This is a genomic window from Kitasatospora terrestris (genome assembly GCF_039542905.1).
In the GTDB taxonomy this organism is placed as follows: Bacteria; Actinomycetota; Actinomycetes; order Streptomycetales; family Streptomycetaceae; genus Kitasatospora; species Kitasatospora terrestris.
In genome coordinates, this window is record NZ_BAABIS010000001.1 from 4,278,841 (window position 1) to 4,299,502 (window position 20,662).

General features: G+C 72.3%; 17 protein-coding genes and 1 tRNA gene. 8 read left to right on the plus strand and 10 right to left on the minus strand.

Going from position 1 to position 20,662, the window contains the following annotated elements; genetic code table 11:
* Nucleotides 1-494: 494 nt before the first annotated feature.
* The gene (crgA, locus tag ABEB06_RS19790; protein ID WP_345698195.1) at nt 495-749 is read right to left on the minus strand and encodes a cell division protein CrgA; all 255 of its coding nucleotides are present in this window, start codon (nt 747-749) and stop codon (nt 495-497) included.
* Nucleotides 750-899: 150 nt separating this feature from the next.
* Between crgA and ABEB06_RS19795 the strand changes: the two genes are divergently transcribed.
* The 5 genes from ABEB06_RS19795 (at nt 900) to ABEB06_RS19815 (ending at nt 4,383) form a co-directional block, all read left to right on the plus strand.
* Nucleotides 900-1,673, plus strand: a complete 774-nt coding sequence (locus ABEB06_RS19795) for a DUF881 domain-containing protein (protein WP_425559655.1) — start codon at nt 900-902, stop codon at nt 1,671-1,673.
* A gap of 75 nt (nt 1,674-1,748) precedes the next feature.
* The gene (locus ABEB06_RS19800) at nt 1,749-1,919 is read left to right on the plus strand and encodes a hypothetical protein (protein WP_345698196.1); all 171 of its coding nucleotides are present in this window, start codon (nt 1,749-1,751) and stop codon (nt 1,917-1,919) included.
* Nucleotides 1,920-1,989: 70 nt separating this feature from the next.
* Nucleotides 1,990-2,655: an aminodeoxychorismate/anthranilate synthase component II gene (locus ABEB06_RS19805; protein ID WP_345698197.1), complete on the plus strand. Its 666-nt coding sequence runs from the start codon at nt 1,990-1,992 to the stop codon at nt 2,653-2,655.
* A gap of 3 nt (nt 2,656-2,658) precedes the next feature.
* Entirely contained in the window at nt 2,659-3,612 is a 954-nt protein-coding gene (locus tag ABEB06_RS19810) for a class E sortase (protein ID WP_345698198.1), read from the plus strand.
* Nucleotides 3,613-3,645: 33 nt separating this feature from the next.
* Entirely contained in the window at nt 3,646-4,383 is a 738-nt protein-coding gene (locus tag ABEB06_RS19815; RefSeq protein WP_345698199.1) for a class E sortase, read from the plus strand.
* Between the two features lie 71 nt (nt 4,384-4,454).
* Here ABEB06_RS19815 and pknB read toward each other — a convergent pair whose 3' ends face one another.
* The 6 genes from pknB to ABEB06_RS19845 form a co-directional block, all read right to left on the minus strand.
* Nucleotides 4,455-6,512, minus strand: a complete 2,058-nt coding sequence (gene pknB / locus ABEB06_RS19820) for a Stk1 family PASTA domain-containing Ser/Thr kinase (protein WP_345698200.1) — start codon at nt 6,510-6,512, stop codon at nt 4,455-4,457.
* Nucleotides 6,513-6,722: 210 nt separating this feature from the next.
* Nucleotides 6,723-8,180: a peptidoglycan D,D-transpeptidase FtsI family protein gene (locus ABEB06_RS19825; RefSeq protein ID WP_345698201.1), complete on the minus strand. Its 1,458-nt coding sequence runs from the start codon at nt 8,178-8,180 to the stop codon at nt 6,723-6,725.
* Nucleotides 8,177-9,616 carry an FtsW/RodA/SpoVE family cell cycle protein gene (locus ABEB06_RS19830; RefSeq protein ID WP_425559656.1) on the minus strand — a complete coding sequence of 480 codons (1,440 nt, stop codon included), beginning with the start codon at nt 9,614-9,616 and terminating at the stop codon, nt 8,177-8,179. Before ABEB06_RS19830 ends, ABEB06_RS19825 begins: the two co-directional genes overlap by 4 nt.
* Nucleotides 9,617-9,648: 32 nt before the next feature.
* Nucleotides 9,649-11,130: a PP2C family protein-serine/threonine phosphatase gene (locus tag ABEB06_RS19835; protein WP_345698202.1), complete on the minus strand. Its 1,482-nt coding sequence runs from the start codon at nt 11,128-11,130 to the stop codon at nt 9,649-9,651.
* Between the two features lie 51 nt (nt 11,131-11,181).
* Entirely contained in the window at nt 11,182-11,703 is a 522-nt protein-coding gene (locus ABEB06_RS19840) for an FHA domain-containing protein FhaB/FipA (protein ID WP_345698203.1), read from the minus strand.
* An 11-nt stretch (nt 11,704-11,714) separates the two neighbouring features.
* A complete protein-coding gene (locus tag ABEB06_RS19845; protein WP_345698204.1) occupies nt 11,715-12,581 on the minus strand; it encodes an FHA domain-containing protein in 867 nt (288 codons plus the stop codon).
* Nucleotides 12,582-12,917: 336 nt separating this feature from the next.
* Between ABEB06_RS19845 and ABEB06_RS19850 the strand changes: the two genes are divergently transcribed.
* Nucleotides 12,918-13,001 (plus strand) — tRNA-Leu (locus tag ABEB06_RS19850).
* 93 nt (nt 13,002-13,094) lie between these two features.
* Here ABEB06_RS19850 and ABEB06_RS19855 read toward each other — a convergent pair.
* Together ABEB06_RS19855 and ABEB06_RS19860 are read right to left on the minus strand one after the other, a co-directional pair.
* On the minus strand, nt 13,095-14,225 hold the full coding sequence (locus tag ABEB06_RS19855) for a sensor histidine kinase (protein WP_345698205.1): 1,131 nt from the start codon (nt 14,223-14,225) through the stop codon (nt 13,095-13,097).
* Complete coding sequence (locus ABEB06_RS19860; protein ID WP_345698206.1) at nt 14,222-14,893, minus strand: response regulator; 672 nt, start codon at nt 14,891-14,893, stop codon at nt 14,222-14,224. The genes ABEB06_RS19855 and ABEB06_RS19860 overlap by 4 nt, the downstream gene beginning before the upstream one ends.
* A 234-nt stretch (nt 14,894-15,127) precedes the next feature.
* Between ABEB06_RS19860 and ABEB06_RS19865 the strand changes: the two genes are divergently transcribed.
* Both ABEB06_RS19865 and ABEB06_RS19870 read left to right on the plus strand, forming a co-directional pair.
* Nucleotides 15,128-16,915: a phosphatidylglycerol lysyltransferase domain-containing protein gene (locus tag ABEB06_RS19865; protein WP_425559657.1), complete on the plus strand. Its 1,788-nt coding sequence runs from the start codon at nt 15,128-15,130 to the stop codon at nt 16,913-16,915.
* Between the two features lie 234 nt (nt 16,916-17,149).
* Nucleotides 17,150-17,857, plus strand: coding sequence for a hypothetical protein (locus tag ABEB06_RS19870; RefSeq protein WP_345698207.1), 708 nt, complete (start codon nt 17,150-17,152; stop codon nt 17,855-17,857).
* Between the two features lie 4 nt (nt 17,858-17,861).
* Here ABEB06_RS19870 and ABEB06_RS19875 read toward each other — a convergent pair whose 3' ends face one another.
* Nucleotides 17,862-20,579, minus strand: coding sequence for an ATP-binding SpoIIE family protein phosphatase (locus tag ABEB06_RS19875; RefSeq protein WP_345698208.1), 2,718 nt, complete (start codon nt 20,577-20,579; stop codon nt 17,862-17,864).
* Nucleotides 20,580-20,662: the final 83 nt, after the last annotated feature.

The following is a 20,662-nucleotide window of genomic DNA, read 5'->3' on the forward strand; positions in this document are numbered from 1 at the left end:
CTCCTCCTCGGCGGATTCCGGCGGGTGTCCGGTATGCACATTTCCACCTGATTGGAGATCATGCATCCGCTCCCCTCTCGCGGCACGCCGGGCTGGGCCGTCTGCGGCGGCAGGCGGCGCGCCTCACCGGCCGGTCGGGCGGTGGGCGCCATGCTGTGCACCGGCGCCGGTTGTCCACAGTGCGCTTGCGGCTGTGCACAGCCGGTGCTCGGCCGTTGGGGGACAGGGCGGAAAGGACCCGTTCTACGCGCGTTGTGCTGCGTGAATGCCGGAATTCGGAAGGTCGGGAGCGGTTCTGGACGACCCAAGTTATCCACAGGCTGGAGTGACTTTTCCCCAGTGTGGATAACCGTGTGGATAAACGTTCGGCCAGGCCGTGGGACGTTCGGTGGAGGGCAGCCGAAAGCACCGCTCCGGGTCGTTCCGGAGCGGTGCCGGTGAAACGCCTGTGACTGGTGCTTCGGGTGTGGTGGCGGTGAGGAGCGGGCGAGCCGCTACTTCCACTGGGTGGAGACGCCGAAGCCCGCGGCGATGAAGCCGAACCCGGCCAGGATGTTCCAGTTGCCCCAGGCCTGGACCGGCCAGGTGCCACTGGTCACGTAGTAGGTGACGATCCAGACCAGGCCGATCAGGAACAGCGCCAGCATCAGCGGGGCGACCCAGCCGCGCCCGGAACTGATCTTCACCGCCGTCGGCGATCCGGTCGGCGGGGTGTAGTCGGACTTCTTGCGGAGTCGAGACTTCGGCACGAGAGGTTCTCCTGTCGATGCGCTGTGACCGCGCAGTGTGCAGCGGGGCGAGGCGGCTGTGGGGGCCGGTCCGTACGGGAGGTACTCCGCACATGCCACCGGCGTCCGTTAGCGTAGTGGTTCGCCGGGTGTTAAGGAGATAAGGGTACGGTGCCGAATTCCACGATTCCCCCCCAGCCCGGCCCTCCGCGCCCCCGAAGGATCCGAATTGTCGGACCTGCCCTGACCTGCGCCGTCTTCGCACTCGCCGGACTGCTCTTCTACATCAGCGGTCAGACCGCGAAGGGCACCGATCTGCGGACCGACAACTCGCTGCTGAAGCTGAGCGACGTGATACGGCAGCGGTCCACCCAGAACCAGCAGCTCGAGCAGCAGGTCGGCGAGGACCAGGAGCGGGCCGACCGGCTGGCCCAGCAGCAGGGGCAGAGCCCGTTGGAGGCCGCCCGGCTGGACGCCCTGGAGCAGGCCGCCGGGATGGACCCGCTGCGCGGCCCAGGTCTGACCGTGACCCTCAACGACGCCCCGCCGAACGCCACCGCCCGCATCCCCGGGGTGCCCGAGCCCGGCGTCAACGACCTGGTCATCCACCAGCAGGACATCCAGGCCGTGGTCAACGCGCTGTGGCGGGGCGGCGCCGAGGGGATCCAGGTGATGGACCAGCGGCTGATCGCCACCAGCGCGGTCCGCTGCGTGGGCAACACCCTGCTGCTCCAGGGCCGGGTCTACTCCCCGCCGTACGTGATCAAGGCGGTCGGGCGGACCGACCAGCTGAAGGCCGCGGTGGACGCGGACCCGACCATCCGGAACTACCTGGGCTACGTCACGGCCTACGGGCTGGGCTGGAAGGTCCAGGAGAGCGGCGACCTGACCGTCCCCGGCTACGCGGGCTCGGTCGACCTCAGGTACGCCACCCCCGTCCAGTGAAGCCGCAGCAAAGTGGCGGTGCTGCCCGCCGCGCACCCAATACGCTTGTGCGGACCTGAACCACTGAGGAGCTCCATGTACGGCTGGATCTGGCGGCACCTGCCCGGCAACACCGCGGTACGGGCCGTGATCTGCCTGCTGCTGGTGCTCGGGGTGGTCTACGTCCTGTTCCAGTACGTCTTCCCGTGGGCCGAGCCGCTGCTGCCCTTCGGCGACGTGACGGTGGACCAGGGCGGCGCCGGCTGAGCCCGGTCGCCGCGCCCGCCGCCCCAGCCCCGATCCGCACCCGCCCGATCCCGCACACCAGGAGAGCCCGATGACCTCCGCCGGCCGCCAGCCCCGGATCCTCGTGGTCGACAACTACGACAGCTTCGTCTTCAACCTCGTCCAGTACCTGTACCAGCTGGGCGCCACCTGCGAGGTGGTGCGCAACGACGAGGTGACGGTGGAGCACGCGGTGCCCCGCGACGGCGGGGCCGGCTTCGACGGGGTGCTGCTCTCCCCCGGCCCGGGGACGCCGGAGGAGGCCGGGGTGTGCGTGGACATGGTCCACCACTGCGCCTCGGTCGGGCTGCCGGTGTTCGGGGTGTGCCTGGGCCTGCAGTCGATCGCGGTGGCGTACGGCGCGGTGGTCGGCCGGGCGCCGGAGCTGCTGCACGGCAAGACCTCGCTGGTCGAGCACGAGGACGGCGGGGTGTTCGCGGGCCTGCCCGCGCCGATGACCGCGACCCGGTACCACTCGCTGGCCGTCGACCCGGCGACCGTGCCCGAGGAGCTGGTGGTCACCGCCCGGACCGAGGGCAGCGGCGTGATCATGGGCCTGCGGCACCGGGAGCTCCCGGTGGAGGGCGTGCAGTTCCACCCGGAGTCGGTGCTGACCGAGGGCGGGCACCGGATGCTGGCCAACTGGCTGGCCGAGTGCGGCTTCCCGGAGGCGGTGGGCCGGTCGGCCGGCCTGGCCCCGGTGATCGGGCGGGGCTGACCGGTGACCGCGCTACGGCCCGAGGGGGGCGCGCAGGGCGGCACCGGCGACCATGACGGCTGGGGCGTGTACGAGCCGGCCGAGCCGGAGCAGGACGACCGGACGATGCGGCTGCGGCTGCCCGCACCGGCCACGGCCCAGGAGCCGCCGGACAGCAGGTCGGAGCGGCGCCGGGCGGAGAAGGCCAGGGCGCTGGGCCCGGGCCCGGGCCGCCGCCGGGCCGCCGGTCGCGGCGGCGCGGCGCGGGTGCGTCCCAAGGAGCGCGCGCGGGTGGTGGCCGCCCGGCTGGTGGGCGAGCTGTTCATCACGCTGGGCGTGGTGATGCTGCTGTTCGTCTCGTACCAGCTCTGGTGGACCAACGTGCAGGCCGATCAGCAGGCCGACGCGGCGGGGCAGCAGCTGGAGCAGCAGTGGAACGGCCAGCAGCAGCCGACCGCGGCGCCGGGCGCGCCCGGCGCCAAGCCGGCCGGGACGTTCGAGCCGGGCCAGGGCTTCGCCATCATCCACATCCCGAAGCTGGGGCTGAAGTACCCGGTCGCGGAGGGCACCCAGAAGCAGCAGGTGCTCGACAAGGGCCTGGTGGGCCACTACACGGGTACCGCGATGCCGGCCGACGCGGCGGGGAACTTCGCGGTGGCCGCGCACCGGACGACGCACGGTCAGCCGTTCCGCAAGATCGGCCAGTTGGCGCCGGGGGACCTGATCGTGGTGGAGACCGCGACGGCGTACTACACGTACAAGGTGGCGGGCGGGATCCCGGAGACGCCGCCGACCAACGTCGGGGTGATCCAGCCGGTGCCGAAGGGGTCGCCGTTCACCCGACCGGGTCGGTACATCACGTTGACGACATGCACGCCGGAGTTCAGTGCCCGGGGTCGGCTGATCGTCTTTGGCAGTATGACCGAGGAACGGCCGAGGAGTCAGGGACAGCCGGACGCGCTGACCGGCCGTCAGTGATCGGTCCGTCCGGCCGGTGAGGGGCGTGTCGCCATGGAATCGGTCGGGGACGGGCGGGTCGGCCGGCGGAGGTCCGCCGGGGCGGTCGGGGTGGTCGGCGAGCTGCTGATCACCTTCGGCCTGGTGCTGGCGCTCTTCGTCGGGTACTCGCTGTGGTGGACCGACGTGGTCGCCGAGGGCGCCGCCGGGAAGGCGGGGGAGCGGCTGCGGCAGGGCTGGGCGGCGCAGCCGCCGCCCGGGCCGTCGGAGTCCGGCCGCCCGGTGCCGGAGGCCCGGAGCTTCACGCCGGGGTCGGGGATCGGCTTCCTGCGGGTGCCGGCGCTGGGCAGGGACTTCGAGGTGCTGATCCGGATGGGCACCGGGCCGGAGGTCCTCGACGCGGGCGCGGCCGGGGTGTACGAGGAGCCGTACGAGGCGGCGATGCCCTGGGCGGCGAGCGGCAACTTCGCGTTGGCAGCGCATCGGGACGGGCACGGCGCGAAGTTCCACGACCTGGACCGGCTGAGGCCGGGCGACGCGGTGGCGGTGGAGACGGTGGACCGCTGGTTCGTGTACCGGGTGGCGGGGACGCTGGAGCAGACCTCGAAGTACGACACCGGGATCGTCGCGCCGGTGCCGAAGGGGTCGCCGTTCACCGGGCCGGGGCGGTACATCACGCTGACCACCTGCACGCCGGTGTACACCTCGCGCTACCGGATGGCGGTCTTCGGCGAGCTGGTCCGGGAGGAGCCGGTGGACGCCCGGCGCAGTCTCCCGGCCGAGCTGCGCTGATCCCGGCAGCCGGGGAGAACGCGGAGGGGCCCGCACCGTGCGGTGCGGGCCCCTCGGGCGTCGGTGCCGGGTCAGTTCGGCGGCGTGGTGGCGTCGCCGGGCTTCCCGAAGCCGGTGAACAGCTGGACGCTCGAGTTGGCGTCGACCAGGTTGTTCGGGCCGGGGGCGGTGTTGATGACGACGTTGTTGTCGCTGCCGCCGGCGCCGCCGAAGGTCCAGGTCAGGCCGAGGGCCTTGAGCTGGGCGGTGGCCTCCTTGACGGTCTTGCCCTTGAGGTCGGGGACCTGCACCTTGTCGGCCTGCTTGCCGACGGTGATGGTGACCGTGGTGCCCTTCTTCGCCGTGGCGTTCTTCGGCGTCTGGTCGATGACCTGGCCGATCTTGGCGGCGTCGGTGACCGGGGCGGTCTTCACCTGGGGGGTGAAGCCGGCGTCGGTGAGGGCCTGGCTGGCGGCGTCCTGCTGCTGGCCGACGACGTTGGGGACGGCGACCTTCTGCTGGCCGGAGGAGATGACCAGGTTGATGGTGGCGCCCGCCGCGGCCTTGCCGGTCGGGCTCTGCGAGACGACCTTCTCCTGGTCGACCTTGTCGTCGTTCTGGTAGGTCGTGGTGACGGTGAAGCCGGCCTTCTGCAGGGTGGCGGTGGCGGCGTCCTTGGTCTGTCCGGTGACGTCCGGGACGGTGGCCTCGGCCGGGCCGGAGGACAGGTGCACCTTGATGGTGGAGCTGGCGGAGACCTGGGTGCCGGCGGCCTGGTCCTGGGTGCAGACCTGGTCCTTCTGGATCTTGGCTTCGGGGCAGGCGGTCGGGTCGCCGGCCTCGACCTTGAGGCTCGCGTTCTGCGCGCGGGCGGCGGTCTGGGCCTCGGTGAGGGTCTTGCCGACCAGGTTGGGCACGGTGGTCTTGTCGCCGGCCGAGTCGCCGCTCTTGACCATCGCCTGGACCACGAAGAAGGCGCCGACCAGGACCAGGACGGCGGCGACTGCCAGGATGATCCAGGAGGTGTTGTTCTTCTTCGGCTGGTCGTCGCGGCGGCGGCCGCCGCCCCCGCCGTAGCTGTCGTCGTACCCGCCGCCGGAGCCGCCCGAGCCGTGGTCGGCGGTGTCGTAGCCGTACCCCTGCTGCTGGTTGCCGACCTGCGGGAGCATGGTGGTCGGGCCGGCCGCGCCCTGCTGGGGCAGCACGTTGGTCTGGCCGTACGGGTCGTACTGGCCGCCGTTCTGGTCGTAGCCGTAGCCGTAGCCGGCCGCGCCCATGCCGTAGGCGGCCTGCTGGGCGGCGGCGACCGGGAGGCCGTCGAGGAAGCGCTCGATGTCGTCGCGCATCTCGTCGGCGGACTGGTACCGGTAGTCGCGCTCCTTGGCGAGGGCCTTGAGCACGATCGCGTCGACCTCGGGGCGGACCTCGGGGTCGTACGCGGACGGCGGCTGGGCCTCCTCGCGGACGTGCTGGTAGGCCACCGCCACCGGGGAGTCGCCGACGAACGGCGGGCGCACGGTGAGCAGCTCGTAGAGCAGGCAGCCGGTGGAGTACAGGTCGGAGCGGGCGTCGACGGTCTCGCCCTTGGCCTGCTCGGGGGAGAGGTACTGGGCGGTGCCGATGACCGCGGAGGTCTGGGTCATCGTCATGCCGGCGTCGCCCATGGCGCGGGCGATGCCGAAGTCCATGACCTTGACGTTGCCCTGGCGGGTGAGCATGACGTTGGCGGGCTTGATGTCGCGGTGGACGATGCCGGCCCGGTGCGAGTACTCCAGGGCCTGGAGGATGCCGATGGTCATCTCCAGGGCGCGCTCGGGCAGCAGCCGGCGGCCGGAGTGCAGCAGTTCGCGCAGGGTGGAGCCCTCGACGTACTCCATCACGATGTACGGGATGGAGATGCCGTCGATGTAGTCCTCGCCGGTGTCGTACACGGCGACGATGGCGGGGTGGTTGAGGGACGCCGCGGACTGGGCCTCGCGGCGGAAGCGGGCCTGGAAGGAGGGGTCGCGGGCCATGTCGGCGCGGAGGGTCTTCACGGCGACCGAGCGGCCGAGCCGGGTGTCATGCCCGAGGTAGACCTCGGCCATGCCGCCGCGTCCTAGGACGCCGCCGAGCTCGTACCTGCCGCCGAGGCGACGAGGCTCTTCCATATCTCCGACCCTCTCCCCCACCGGTCGGTGAGGATGTGACGTAGGTTCCCCGCACGCACTGTTGGCGAATACGCTACCGGCCCTGTCCGATGGAGCCCGAACAGGCTGCCAGCTGAGACCAGACCGGTACCGACCGGAACCGGTCCATTGTGACAATTCAGGCCGGTGGGCGGAGCGGATCCACCGTTTTGTGACGTATACGACCAGTGCCTACTTGTTCAGCACGGCCTGCATCACGGCCTTGGCGATCGGCGCGGCCAGGGCCCCGCCGCTGATCTCGTTGCGCTCCTGCGAGCCGTCCTCGACCACCACCGCGACCGCGACCTGGGCGCCGTCGCCGCCCTTGGCGTACGACATGAACCAGGCGAAGGGCAGGCCCGCGTTGTCCTGGCCGTGCTGGGCGGTACCGGTCTTGCCGCCCACCGTGGCGCCGTCGATCTTGGCCTTCTTGCCGGTTCCGTTCTGCACCACGCTCTCCATCAGCTGCTGGAGCTTCTGCGCGGTGGCGGGCGAGACGGCCTGGCCGAGCTGGTGCTCGGTGTGGTTGGAGATCACGTCGGTGGCCGAGCGCTCCTGCTGCACCAGGTACGGCTGCATCAGGGTGCCGTTGTTGGCGATCGCGGCGGCGACCATCGCCATCTGCAGCGGGGTGGCCCGGGTGTCGTGCTGGCCGATCGAGTCCATCGCGGTGCCGGCGGGGTCGGACGCCTTGGGGAAGACGCTGGTGACCGGCCGGATCGGGACGTCCAGCTTGTCGTTGTTGAAGCCGAACTTCTCCGCCTGGGCGCGCATCTTGTCCTTGCCCAGGTCCGCGCCGATCTTGCCGTAGACCGTGTTGCACGAGTAGTCCATGGCGACCTTGAGCGTGGCGTTCTCGCAGGGCTCGTCGTCGCTGGAGTTCTTCAGCTCGGTCTTGGTGTTCGGCAGGACGTACGGGTCCGGGGTGTCGGTCCTGTCGTCGATCGACTGGAACTTGCCGTTCTCGAACGCGGCGGCCGCGGTGACCAGCTTGAAGGTCGAGCCGGGCGGGTAGGTCTCGCGCAGCGCCCGGTTGAGCATGGGCTTGTTGGGGTCCGCGTTGAGGTCGGTCCAGGCCTTGGAGTCCGCGTCGGAGCTGCCGGAGAAGCTGCCCGGGTCGTACGAGGGGGTGGAGACCAGCGCCAGGATCGCCCCGGTGCGCGGGTCGATGGCGACCGCGGCGCCCTTGCGGTTGCCCAGGCCCTCGAAGGCGGCCTTCTGCGCCTTCGGGTTGATCGTGGTCACCACGTCGCCGCCCTGCTTGGGCTTGCCGGTGAGCATGTCCAGGGTGTTGCGGAAGAACAGCCGGGAGTCGTTGCCCGAGAGGATGCCGTCCTCGAGCTTCTCCAGCTGGCTGGCGTCGAAGGACTGCGAGGACCACCCGGTCACCGGCGCGTACATCGGCCCGTCGACCCAGGAGCGCTTGTACTTGTAGCGCAGGCCGTTGACCTTGTCCGAGCTGGTGATCGCCTGGCCGCCGACGATGATGTTGCCGCGCGGGTAGGCGTAGCGGTCGTACTTGTTGCGGTCGTTGTGCGGGTTGTTCGCCCAGGCGGTGGCCTGGACGCCCTGCACCCAGTTGACCCGCACCATCAGGGCCAGGACCAGCACCAGGCAGAAGATCGCGACGCGGCGGATGGGCTTGTTCACGAGGCGGGTCCCCTGGTCGGTTCCGGGATGGCGGCGGCCGGCTCGGCGGTGGGGCGGCGCGCGATGTCGCTGATCTTCAGCAGGATCGCGATCAGCGCCCAGTTGGCGACCAGTGAGGATCCGCCCTGCGCCAGGAACGGCATGGTCATGCCGGTCAGCGGGATCAGCCCGGTGACGCCGCCGGCCACCACGAAGACCTGCAGCGCGAAGGCCGAGGTCAGGCCGGTGGCGAGCAGCTTGCCGAAGGCGTCGCGGGCGGCCAGCGCGGTGCGCAGGCCGCGCTGCACGATCAGCCCGTACACCAGGAAGATCGCCATCAGCCCGGTCAGGCCGAGCTCCTCGCCGAAGGAGCCGAGGATGAAGTCGCTCTTGGCGGCGAACTGGATCAGCCAGGACCGGCCCTGGCCGAGGCCGGTGCCGGTGGTGCCGCCGGAGCCCAGCGCCATCAGGGTCTGGCCGATCTGCTCGCTGGACTGCTTGGGCGGGTGCGGCCCGAACGCCGCCATCGGGTCCAGCCAGGCGTTGATGCGGGTCTTGACGTGCGGCTCCACGGTGGCGACCACGGCCGCGCCGCCGATCGACATCACCAGGCCGAAGATGATCCAGCTGGTCCGCTCGGTGGCGACGTAGAGCATCACCACGAAGAGGCCGAAGAACAGGAACGAGGTGCCGAGGTCGGTCTCGAAGACGAGGATCAGGATCGACAGCAGCCAGACCAGCAGGATCGGGCCGAGGTCGCGCCCGCGCGGCAGCAGCATGCCCATGAAGCGACGGCTGGCCAGCGCCAGCGCGTCCTTCTTGACCATCAGGAAGCCGGCGAAGAACACCGTGATGATGATCTTGGCGAACTCGCCGGGCTGGATCGAGAAGCTGCCGAAGCGGATCCAGATCTTGGCGCCGAAGTCCTCGTCCCGGGAGGGGAAGAAGGCCGGCGCCGCCAGCAGCACCAGCGCGACCACCATCGAGATGTAGGTGTAGCGCTGCAGGATCCGGTGGTCCTTGAGCAGCCAGACCACGCCGATGAACAGCAGCACGCCCAGGCCCGACCACATCAGCTGGTTGCTGGCCGCCGGGAAGTTGTTGCGCAGCAGCTTGCCGGCCTTGTCCAGGCGCCAGATCATCACCACCCCGAGCCCGTTGAGCAGGGTGGCCAGCGGCAGCAGCAGCGGGTCGGCGTACGCTGCGAAGCGGCGCACCGCGAGGTGGGCGAGCAGGGCGAGCACCGCCATGCCCAGGCCGTAGCCGAGCATGCCGGCGGGCAGGGCGCCGTCCATCGCCAGGCCCACGTTGGCGTAGGCCAGCACCGGGATGGCGACGGCGAAGCCGAGCATCGCCAGCTCGGTGTTGCGCCGGTTCGGCGCCGCCTGCGGCGTGATCGTGGTGTTGGCGCGTCTGCCGGTGCTGCTGCTCTGGGCGTTCAAGTCAAAAGTGCTCACGTCTGTGGCCGCTCCCCGACGGCTGGTGCGGCCTACTGGCCCGGGCAGGAGGCGGCCAGCTGCTGCTCCGCCTCGGTCAGCGGGGCGGGGCTGGGTGCGGTGCCGGCGGTGCCCGCGGCGGCCTGGGTGGAGGCCTCCTTGGCGGCGGCCACCTTCTTGCACACGGCAGCCTGCTCGCCGAGCTTGCGGACCTGGTCCTTGGCGTCGGCCAGGCTCTTGGCCTGGATGGTGTTGGTCACCTGGGTGCGCTGGTAGGCGGGCAGGAACTTCAGCTCGACGTCGGCGTGCTTCTCGAAGACCGAGGAGAGCCCGAAGCCGGCCAGGTTCTGGTTGACCCCGCGGTACACCGCGACGGACTCGCCGTCGGCGCCCACGTAGTACTGGTCCTGCGTCCACTGGTAGCCGAACCAGCCGGCCGCGCCGAGCAGGCCGAGGGCGACCAGCGCGGACACGGTGATCTTGAGGCCGCGCCGGCGGCGGCGCCTGCGCGGCGCCCGCGGCTCGTAGTCCTCGTAGTCGGCGTCGCCGAACGAGCCGGCCGGGCTCTCGTCGTAGCCCTGCGCCGGGCCGAAGCCGGCGCCGTACCCGGCCGCGCCCTCGCCGTAGCCGTCGCCGTAGCCCTCGGCGGGGCCGAAGGCGCCCTGCGGGGTCTGCGGACGGCCGAGGCCGGCCGCCCGCCCGGCGGGGGTGTCCAGCACGCTCGGGTCGGCCAGCGGGTGCGGCGGGGCGTCGGCGACCGCGCCGACCACCACCGGGATGTCCACCAGCTGACCGCTGAGGGTGTCGGTGGCGCCGACGTCGATCACGTCGGCGACGATGCAGGTGATGTTGTCCGGGCCGCCGCCGCGCAGCGCCAGCTGGATCAGCTCCTGGACGGTCTGCTGCGGGGCGTAGAAGCTCCCGAGCGTGGCCTCCAGGGTCTCGTGGCTGACCGGGCCGGAGAGGCCGTCGGAACAGATCAGGTAGCGGTCGCCGGCCCGGACCTCGCGGATCGACAGGTCGGGCTCGACCTGGCCGCGGCCGTCCAGGGCGCGCATCAGCAGCGAGCGCTGCGGGTGGGTCTCGGCCTCCTCGGGGGTGATCCGCCCCTCGTCGACCAGGCGCTGCACCCAGGTGTGGTCCTGGGTGATCTGCATCAGCGAGCCGTCCCGCAGCAGGTACGCCCGGGAGTCGCCGATGTGCACCAGGCCCATCCGCTGGCCGGTCCACAGCATCGCGGTCAGGGTGCAGCCCATGCCCTCGAGCTGGGGGTCCTCCTCGACCATCTGCCGCAGCCGGTCGTTGGCGGTCTGGACGGCGTCGTTCAGCAGGGTCAGCAGGTCGGCGCCGGGCACGTCCTCGTCCAGGCGGACGATCGAGCCGAGCACCTCGGAGGAGGCCACCTCGCCGGCGGCCGCGCCGCCCATGCCGTCGGCGACGGCCAGCAGCCGGGGACCGGCGTAGCCGGAGTCCTCGTTCCCCTCCCGGATCAGGCCCTTGTGCGAGCCGGCGGCGAAGCGCAGCACGAGAGTCATGCGGTCCGTACCCTCCTCTGGGTGGACGGGGTGCTGGTCCTCATGCGCTGACTACTTCCGTAGCTCGATGACGGTCCTGCCGATGCGGATCGGCATCCCGACCTGGAGCGGCGTCGGCGCGGTGAGCCGCTGCCGGTCCAGGTAGGTGCCGTTGGTGGAGCCTAGATCCTCGACCGTCCACTGCCCAGTCTGGTCGGGGTAGATCCTGGCATGCCGGGAGGACGCGTAGTCGTCGTCGAGCACGATGGTGGAGTCGTGGGCCCGGCCCAGGGTGATGGTCTGGCCCTGCAGGGCGACCGTGGTGCCCTGCAGCGAGCCGGCCGTCACCACGAGGTGCGTGGGGGCCCCGCGGCGCTGCCGCGGCTGCTGCTGTTGCTGCGCCGGGGCGGGCCGCTCCTGGGACGGCCGCGCGGCCGGGGTGCCGGCGGCGGCCGGGGCCGCTGCCCGCCCGCTCCGCTGGTTCACCCGCGTACCGAACAGGTCGCTGCGGATGACCTGCACCGCGACGATGACGAACAGCCACAGCACGGCGAGGAATCCCAGCCGCATGACCGTCAGGGTCAAATCTGACATCGGTGCCCGCTCTACCCTTCGACCTGTCGGTAGACGATGGTGGTGGACCCGAGGACGATTCGGGAGCCGTCGCGGAGCGTAGCGCGCTGGGTGTGCTGCCCGTCCACCACGATGCCGTTGGTCGACCCGAGATCGAGCACCATCGCTGGCGTCCCGGGGCGGATCTCCGCGTGCTTGCGGGACACCCCGGGGTCGTCGATCCGGATGTCCGCCTCGGTGGAACGGCCCAGGACCACGGCGTTCCCGGTGATCTGGTGCCGGGTGCCGTTGACCTCGATCCAGCGCCGGGTGGCCGCGCCGGAGTGCCCGGCACCCGGGAACGGCCGGACGTTGCCCGCGGCGGCCGGCGGGGCCGGCGGCATCGCGGGGGGCGCGGCCGGCGGCGGTGGCGCGCCGTACGGCGCCGCGCCCTGCTGCTGCCACGGCGCGCCGGGCGCGGGCGGGGTGGGCTGGCGCCCGTACCCCGGGGGCGCGGCCGGCGGGGCGGGGGGCTGCGGCGCCTGCTCGGCGGCCAGGGTGCGGCTGCGCACCCGGTACAGGCCGGTGTCGAGGTCGTCCGCCTTCTCCAGGGTGACCTGGAGCGGGCCCATGAAGCTGTAGCGCTGCGCCTCGGCGTACTCGCGCACCATCCCGGCCAGCTCGGTGCCGAGCTGGGTCGAGTAGGGGCTCAGCCGCTCGTGGTCGTGCGGGCTGAGCTCGACGATGAAGTCGTTGGGGACGACCGTGCGGTCGCGGTTCCAGATGGTGGCGTTGTTGTCGCACTCGCGCTGCAGCGCGCCCGCGATCTCCACCGGCTGGACCTCGGACTTGAACACCTTGGCGAAGGTGCCGTTCACGAGACCCTCGAGCCGCTGCTCGAACTTCTTCAGGACTCCCACGGGGCACCCCCTTCCAGGGCGTCGGGGCCGGGCCGGGGTTCGGTCGGCCCGAAAGCGGTACTTCCGTACTGATCGTATCCACGCCCGGCCCGTCCGTACGGTTCCCCCGGGCACGTCGCGCCCGGGAGGGCTACCCGCCCGGGGCCCCGCTCACTCGTTCGCCTCCCTCCGTTTGCGGGTCCCCGGGATATGGATTCGGAGGTGGCCCGCAGGTCGTGCTAATGTTTTCCATGTCGGAAGGGGCGCCCGAGAGGGAGCCGGACGGAAGACCCCGCGAGATGCGCTAAGCTTCTCAACAGGTCGGAAGAGCGGCAAGCATCTGAAGACAACACCCATGCGCGGGTGGCGGAATAGGCAGACGCGCTGGATTCAGGTTCCAGTGCCCGAAAGGGCGTGGGGGTTCAACTCCCCCCTCGCGCACAGCGAAGGCCCCGCAGATCGAAAGATCTGCGGGGCCTTTCTCGTTGCCCCGGAGGTTCCGGCCGGTGCCCGGGGCGTCCGGTCGTCGCCGGACTACTCGCCGACGGCGGGGAGTTCGGCGCGGACGGCGAAGCCGCCGTCGGAGGTCGGTACGGCGGAGAAGGTGCCGCCGAGCAGTTGGGCGCGCTCGCGCAGACCGACCAGGCCGTGGCCGCCGCCGGGCAGCGGGGCGGGCGCGGCGCTCGGGCGCTCGGGCGCGGGCCCGTTGTGGACGTCGACCAGCAGCCGGGCGCCGCGGGCGGTGATCCGGACGGTGACGGCGGCCCCGGGCGCGTGCTTGCTGATGTTGGTGAGGGCCTCCTGGACGGTCCGGTACGCGGCCCGCTCGACCGCTTCGGGCCAGACCCGGCCGCCGGGGTGGAGTTCGGCGGTGACGTGCTGCCCGCTGCCCTCGATCAGCCGCGCGAGGTCGGCCAGCCGCGGCTGCGGGGCGAGCGGCTCGTCGCGCCGCACGCCGGCGGCCCGCAGCACCCCGACCATCTGGCGCAGCTCCTCCAGGGTGCGCACGGACAGCTCGCGGATGGTGCGGGCGGTGTCCCGGGCGGCCGGGTCGGCGGTGGAGACCTGGAGCGCGCCGGCCTGGATGGAGATCAGGCTGACCTGGTGGGAGACCACGTCGTGCATCTCGCGGGCGAGCCGGGCGCGCTCCGCGGCGAGGACCCGTTCGGCGAGCAGCCGGCTCTCCCGCTGCCGGCCCTCGGTCAGCTCGGTGAGCCGGGCGGCGAGTTCCCGGCGGGTGCGGGTGAGCAGGCCGAGCGCGGCGGGCCCGGCACCGAGCATCAGCGACTGGATGGCGTACAGCGCGTTGTCGCGGGTGAGCTCGTACAGCTCCTCGGCGAGCGGCCAGTGGAAGAACTCGACCAGCGAGAAGGCGGCGGCGCTCGGCACCACCACGCGCAGCGCGCTGTAGGCGGCGGCGACCGAGTAGACGGCGGTCATCGGGGCCAGCCAGATGTCGTTGACCCAGGCGCCGGGCAGGGTGAGCAGCAGCACGGTGAGCGGCAGCCGGCGGCGCAGCAGCAGGGCGAAGGCGGCGAGGAAGGACAGCGCCAGCTGCCAGGGCGGGGAGTCGCGGGCGACCAGGGCGGAGTCCAGGACGGCGACCGCGACGGGGACCAGCAGGGTGGTGCGGCGGGAGGTGAGCCAGGTTCTCGGGGTGGTCATGAGCCGGCCTGGTCGCCGTCGCGGACCAGGCCGGCCCGGTGGGCGACCACGGCGGCCTGGACCCGGTTGGCGGCGCCGAGCTTGGCCAGGATGGCGCTGATGTGGTCCTTGACGGTGCCGGTGCCCAGGTAGAGCCGGTCGGCGATCTCGGCGTTGGACAGGCCCTCGCCGAGCAGCGCGAGCACGTCCAGTTCGCGCCCGGTGAGCTGGCGGGTCAGTGCGGTGGCCTCGGTGTCGGGGCCGCCGCCCTCGACGTAGCCGCCGATCACGGTGCGGGTGACGGTGGGGGAGAGCACGCTGCCGCCGCTGGCGAGCACCCGGACGGCGTGCACCAGTTGCTCGGGGGCGGTGTCCTTGAGCAGGAAGCCGGCCGCGCCGGCCCGCAGCGCGGTGCCGATGTACTCGTCGGTGTCGAAGGTGGTGAGCATCGCCACGGCCGGCGGGTCGGGCAGGGCCCGCAGCCGGCGCAGCACGCTGATGCCGTCCAGGTCGGGCATCCGGATGTCGAGCAGCACGACGTCGGGGGCGAGGTCGGCGGTCTGCTGCTCGGCCTGGCCGCCCGAGCAGCTGCCGACCACCTCCAGGTCGGGGGCGGAGCCGACGATCAGGCCGAGACCCGAGCGGACCAGTACCTCGTCGTCCACGATCAGGACCCGGGTCGGCGGCATGCGGAGGTCTCTTTCCGTACGGGTGCGCGGTGCACGGGTGTGCCCGGTTACGAGCCTAGGCGGCCGGGCGGCGCCGGGAGGTGGCCGCCCGGGCGACGTCCACCCCCGCCGATCGGCGGGGGTCGGAATCCGCTACCGGATTCACGCAATTCTCATCCGGGGTGGGCAACCATGGAAATCGGGCGGTGTTGCCCGGGTGTCGTGCGGATGCGCCCCGAAATCCGATCGTTTGGAATGGAAGCTGTGTCCACGGTGAAGACGGCGCCCTCGGCCGTGCCTGCCGACCGGCAGGGTGATGAATCCGGTTCGGCCCGCTGGCAGCGGCGGGCCGCCGCCCTGACGGTCTGGTACCTGCGGCTGGCGGCGCTGCTCAATCTGGTGGCGGTGCTCTCGGTGCCGTTCCGGGAGCAGGTGCGCACCCACAACGAGGGCGAGTACTTCACCCCGTACCTGGTGACCGCGGGTCTGACCACGGTGCTGCTGGCGCTGTTCCTGGCGGTGGCGATGCGTCGGCGCAAGCGCGCGGCGTGGATCTTCAACACGGTGGTGTCGGGGGTGCTGCTGGCCGGTTTCGTCGGCTGGCTGGTCTCGGACGAGAAGTACCGGACCCATCCGCTGAACTGGATTTCCACGGTGCTGACCGGAATCTTCTTCCTGGCGCTGCTGGCGTCCTGGCGGCTGTTCACCTCCAAGGGCGACCGGTCGAACCCGAAGACCGCGGTGGCGGCGACCGTGCTGGGCCTGGGCCTGGGCGGCCTGGTCGGCTCGATGCTGGTGCAGCTGACCAACGAGCTGAACGGCGCGAGCTTCGCCGACCGCTTCGTGTACTCGTTCTTCCGGATGGTCACCGTCAACCCGTCCAGCCGGGTGGCGGACGTGATCTCCGTCCCGATCTGGGTGAACGCGGCGATCAACGTGATGGGCGCGCTGCTGTTCCTGGCCGTGGTGTACGTGACCTTCCGCAGCCCGCGCGGTGAGGAACTGCTCAGCGACGAGGACGAGCAGAGGCTGCGGGCGCTGCTGGAGAGGCAGGGCGAGCGGGACTCGCTGGGGTACTTCGCGCTGCGCCGGGACAAGGCGGTGGTCTTCTCGCCGTCCGGGAAGGCGGCGGTGGCGTACCGGGTGGTCGGCGGGGTGTCGCTGGCCTCGGGGGATCCGATCGGCGACCCGGAGGCCTGGCCGGGGGCGATCGAGGCGTGGCTGTCGGAGGCCCGGGAGCACGCCTGGGTGCCGGCGGTGATGGGGGCGTCCGAGGAGGCCGGGGTGATCTACGCCCGGCACGGGCTGGACGCGCTGGAGCTGGGCGACGAGGCGATCGTCGAGCTGGACGAGTTCTCGCTGGACGGCCGGGCGATGCGGGTGGTGCGCCAGGCGTACAACCGGGTCAAGCGGGCCGGGTACACGGTGCGGATCCGCCGGCACGAGGCCATTCCGGAGGCGGAGATGGCCGCCCTGGTGGCCAGGGCCGACCACTGGCGCGACGGCGCGACCGAGCGCGGCTTCTCGATGGCGCTGGGCCGGCTCGGGGATCCGGGGGACGGGCGCTGCGTGATGCTGGAGTGCTTCGACGGCGACGGCGAGCTGCGGGCGCTGCTGAGTTTCGTCCCGTGGGGCGGGAAGGGCCTGTCGCTGGACCTGATGCGCCGTGACCGCGACAGCGAGAACGGCCTGATGGAATTCATGGTGATCGAGCTGCTGCAGCGCGCCGAGGAGGTCGGGCTGGAGCGGGTGTCGCTGAACTTCGCGATGTTCCGCTCGGTCTTCGAGCGCGGTTCGAGGCTGGGTGCGGGGCCGGTGCTCAGGCTGTGGCGGTCCGTGCTCGGATTCTTCTCCCGCTGGTGGCAGATCGAATCCCTCTACCGGGCCAATGCGAAGTACCGGCCGATCTGGGAGCCGCGCTACCTGCTGTTCGAGAAGAGCAGCGAGATCCCGCGGATCGGAATCGCCAGTGCCCGGGCCGAGGGATTCATCACGGCTCCCGGACTTCCCGCGCTGTTCCGGCGACGGCACAAGCGCGGGTAGGGGTGGTCCCTCCGCCGGGGGGCGGAGGGAGACCGGTGTCCGCTACTTCTTTGGGATGACTTCGGTTGGGCGGTAAAGCTGATGCCCGCCGTTTATCCGATGCATAGGCTCGATGTAGTGGCACAGAGAAAGATGTTTCTCATCGGATCGGACGGGGAGCGGGCGGCTGTGGGACGGAACTCACGCGCGGGGGGCGCAGAATTGGGGCTCGGCGCATTTGCCGTCCGGGCCGCTGTGGCGGAGTGGGGCACGCTGTTCGCCACCCTGAAGGACGGGCTGCTGCGGCGGAAGTTCGCGGCCGTTCCATTGGCCACCACGGCGACGCTGCTGATCCTGGCCTTCTCGATCGTCCAGCACCTGCCGGGCGGCGAGCGCTTCGTCACCGGACTGGGCGTGGTCAAGGCCTCGCTGCCGCTGGACGTGTCGCTGCTGCGCACCCCGCTGTCGCTGTACGTGCCGGCCCTGGACCTGCCGGTCTGGGGCGCGCTGGCGCAGGTCTTCCTGGTCTTCGGGGTCGCCGAGATCGTGCTGGGCCGGCGGCTGACCCTGGTGGTGGCGTACGCCTGCACGCTGGCGGGCACGCTCTTCGCCCGGGTCGGGGTGATGATCGGCCCGGAGCACCTGTTCGGCTTCCCGCGCTGGGTGGCGCACGTGCGCGACACCGGGCCGTCGGCGGCCGTGGTGGCGCTGGCCGTGGTGGTGGCATTCCGCTGCCGTGCCTGGTGGACGGCCGGCGCGGTGCTGCTGGCCATGGTCGTCGAGGCCGTGCTGCTGCCCAACCTGGCGGGCCTGGAGCACGTGGTGGCGGGGCTCACCGCGGTGCTGATCGCCTGCTCGGTCGAGGTGTTCGGCGACTTCTGGCCGCGGGTGCTGGGCGGGGTGCGGGCCGCGGCCTCGGTCGCCGCCGAGGCCGGGCGCCGCACCGTGCTGGCGCCGCGCTGACCCGCTACCCGCGGGGCAGCGGCATCTCGAAGTAGACGACCTTGCCGACCGCCTTGCGGGCGGTGCCCCACTTCTCGGCGAGCTTGGACACCAGGTTGAGGCCGCGGCCGTGCTCGTCCATCGACTCGGCCGGCTCCAGCGAGGGCAGGTTGTGGTTGTCGTCGCTGACCTCGACCAGCAGCTTGTCCACCCGGATCAGCTGGAGCTGCACCTCGGCCCGGGCCACCCGGACGGCGTTGGTGACCAGCTCGGAGACCAGCAGCTCGACGGACTCGGTGAGTGCGCTCAGCTGCCAGGCGGCCAGCTGGCTGCGCACCAGCCCGCGGGCCCGGCCGACCTCGGCCTCGGTGACGCCGAGCTGCCAGGTGGCCACCTCGGTCGGCGGGACGCCGTCGAAGCGGGCCACCAGCAGTGCGATGTCGTCCTGCCGGTCCTCCGAATGCAGGGTGTTCAGGACGGTGTCGCAGGCCTCCTCCGGGGTCTGCTTGGGGTCGATCAGGTTGCCGCAGAGCGCGGCCAGCCCCTCCCCTATGTCGCCGCCCCGGACCTCGACCAGGCCGTCGGTGCACAGCACCAGCATCGAGCCGTCCGAGACGTCGATCTTCTTCGCCACGAACGGCACCCCGCCGACGCCGATCGGCGCGCCCTCGGGGATCTCCAGCAGCTCGCCGCGCCCGTCCGGGTGGACCAGGACCGGCGGGACGTGGCCGGCGCTGGCCAGCTCGCAGGTCCGGTTGATCGGGTCGTAGACCGCGTACAGGCAGGTCGCCAGGTGGTCGTCGCCGAGCTTGTGGGCCAGGTTGTCCAGGTGGCGCAGCAGCTGGCCGGGCGGCAGGTCGAGCGCGGCCAGGGTCTGCATCGCGGTGCGGAAGCGGCCCATCGCGGCCGCCGAGTGCAGGCCGTGGCCCATCACGTCGCCGACCACCAGGGCGACCCGGCTGCCGGGCAGCTGGATCGCGTCGAACCAGTCGCCGCCGACCTCGGCCTTGCGGTCGCCCGGCATGTAGCGGTGGGCGATCTGCACGCCGGGGATCTTCGGCGGGCGGGTCGGGATCATCGAGCGCTGCAGGGTGGTGGCGACCTTGGACTCGGCCCGGTGCAGCCGGGCGTTGTCCAGCGACAGCGCGGCGCGGACCGCCAGCTCCTGCAGGGTGTCGGCGTCGCTCCGGGTGAACGGCGCCCGGTCGGGCAGCCGCAGCAGCTTGAGGATGCCGAGCATCTTGCCGCGCGCGGACAGCGGCAGCACCAGCATCGAGCGGCCGGCGACCACCGGGACCAGCTCCGGGCCGCCGAGCGAGATGGCGTACTCCACCGCCACGTCCGGGCTGATCGTCGGGACCAGCACCGGCTTGTTCTCCTGCAGGGCCAGGCCCGGCGGGGTGGAGGCGGGCATGGTGAGCAGCGCGCCCTCGTCCAGGACGTGGTCCCACTGGCCGGAGGCGGGGTTGAAGGCCCGGGCGACCCGGCGCAGCTCGGTGCGGTCGTCCGGCGGGGCGTCGGACAGCTCGGCGTCGGAGATCAGCCCGTCCAGCAGGTCGACGCAGGCGAAGTCCGCGACCCGGCGGACCAGGACCTCGCACAGCTCGTGCGCGGTGGTGTCCAGGTCGAGGGTGGTGCCGACCTGGCTGCCGATGGTGGACAGCAGGGCCAGCTCGTTGTCGTCCGGGACGCCGCGGACCACCTCGACGCCGTCGTTCGGCGCGGCGGGCTGCGGGGGCACCTCGGCGGTGCGGTGCGCGGTGCCGTTCGGGGACGGGTCGGGGACGGCGGGGGCGCGGCCGTTCGCGGCGGCGTCGATGGTGGGGCCTCCCGGGGTCGGACCGTGGGCGGTGGAGGTGCCGTCGGCGTCCCGGGGCTGCGCGCCGCGCTGGCCCGGGACCGTGGTGCCGAGACCTCGGCCCTCGCCGGACGGCGGGACCTCGGCGGTGGGGAGTATCCGGCCGGCGACGGGCCGCTGGGGCTCGGGCGGGCGGCGGGCCGCGCGCTGCTGCGGGGTGGGGTAGCGGCGGCCGATCCCGGCCGCCAGCCGGGCGGTGCCGGACGCGGACGGCTGGTAGGGCACCACCGGAAGCCTGGTCGCCGCGTCCACCCACAGGGCCGGCAGGCCGGCCTCGGCGAGCTGGGCGAGCAGCCGGGCACGGCGCTCCTCGGAGCTCTTGGGCAGCAGCGAGGCGAGCGCCGCCGGGTCGGTCGGGCCGGGCGGGGCGAAGGCGGCGGCCACCCGGTGCGGCCGGCCGCCGCCCGGGGCGGCCGCGTACAGGCTGTCGCCGAGCGCGAGCCGGGGGCCGGCGGCGCGCAGCGGGCGGGCGTCGGCGGCCAGCGCGAGCAGCGACCGGCCGACCGGCTCGACCAGCGGGTACGCCCACCAGAGCACGTCCCGCAGCCGCTCCTCGCGGTCGTGGACGGCCATCGCGCCGGCCCACGGGGTGTCCAGGCGGGTCAGGTCGTCGAGGGTGTCCAGGGCGTCGCAGCGGCGGCCGGCGCCGCCGGGCCCGGCGGTCTCGCCGCGCGGCTCGACGGCGGGCAGCAGGCCGTGCGCGGAGCGGCCGAAGGCGACCTCGGCGCGGTGGCCGAACAGCTCCTCGGCGGTGCGGTTCCACTGGGCGATCCGGCCGTCCGGGTCGACCAGGACGGCGGCGACCCGGAGCAGGGCGACCACGCCCGCCGGGTGGCCACCCGGCACGTCTCCCCGGTTCGGTGTGGAGTTGGGCTGGTCCACCATGGATTCGGTCTGCCCCTTTTCGCCCCGGTCTGACCCCGGTCTGCTGTCGGCCGCTGCTCCTCGCCTGGTTTTCGTGCGTCTTC

Coding starts and splice junctions, on each gene's coding strand:
- ABEB06_RS19800 (WP_345698196.1), top strand. CDS start 1,749: ATGTACGGCTGGATCTGGCGGCACCTGCCCGGCAACACCGCGGTACGG.
- ABEB06_RS19805 (WP_345698197.1), top strand. CDS start 1,990: ATGACCTCCGCCGGCCGCCAGCCCCGGATCCTCGTGGTCGACAACTAC.
- ABEB06_RS19815 (WP_345698199.1), top strand. CDS start 3,646: ATGGAATCGGTCGGGGACGGGCGGGTCGGCCGGCGGAGGTCCGCCGGG.
- pknB (WP_345698200.1), bottom strand. CDS start 6,512: ATGGAAGAGCCTCGTCGCCTCGGCGGCAGGTACGAGCTCGGCGGCGTC.
- ABEB06_RS19835 (WP_345698202.1), bottom strand. CDS start 11,130: ATGACTCTCGTGCTGCGCTTCGCCGCCGGCTCGCACAAGGGCCTGATC.
- ABEB06_RS19840 (WP_345698203.1), bottom strand. CDS start 11,703: ATGTCAGATTTGACCCTGACGGTCATGCGGCTGGGATTCCTCGCCGTG.
- ABEB06_RS19855 (WP_345698205.1), bottom strand. CDS start 14,225: ATGACCACCCCGAGAACCTGGCTCACCTCCCGCCGCACCACCCTGCTG.
- ABEB06_RS19860 (WP_345698206.1), bottom strand. CDS start 14,893: ATGCCGCCGACCCGGGTCCTGATCGTGGACGACGAGGTACTGGTCCGC.
- ABEB06_RS19865 (WP_425559657.1), top strand. CDS start 15,128: ATGGAAGCTGTGTCCACGGTGAAGACGGCGCCCTCGGCCGTGCCTGCC.
- ABEB06_RS19875 (WP_345698208.1), bottom strand. CDS start 20,579: ATGGTGGACCAGCCCAACTCCACACCGAACCGGGGAGACGTGCCGGGT.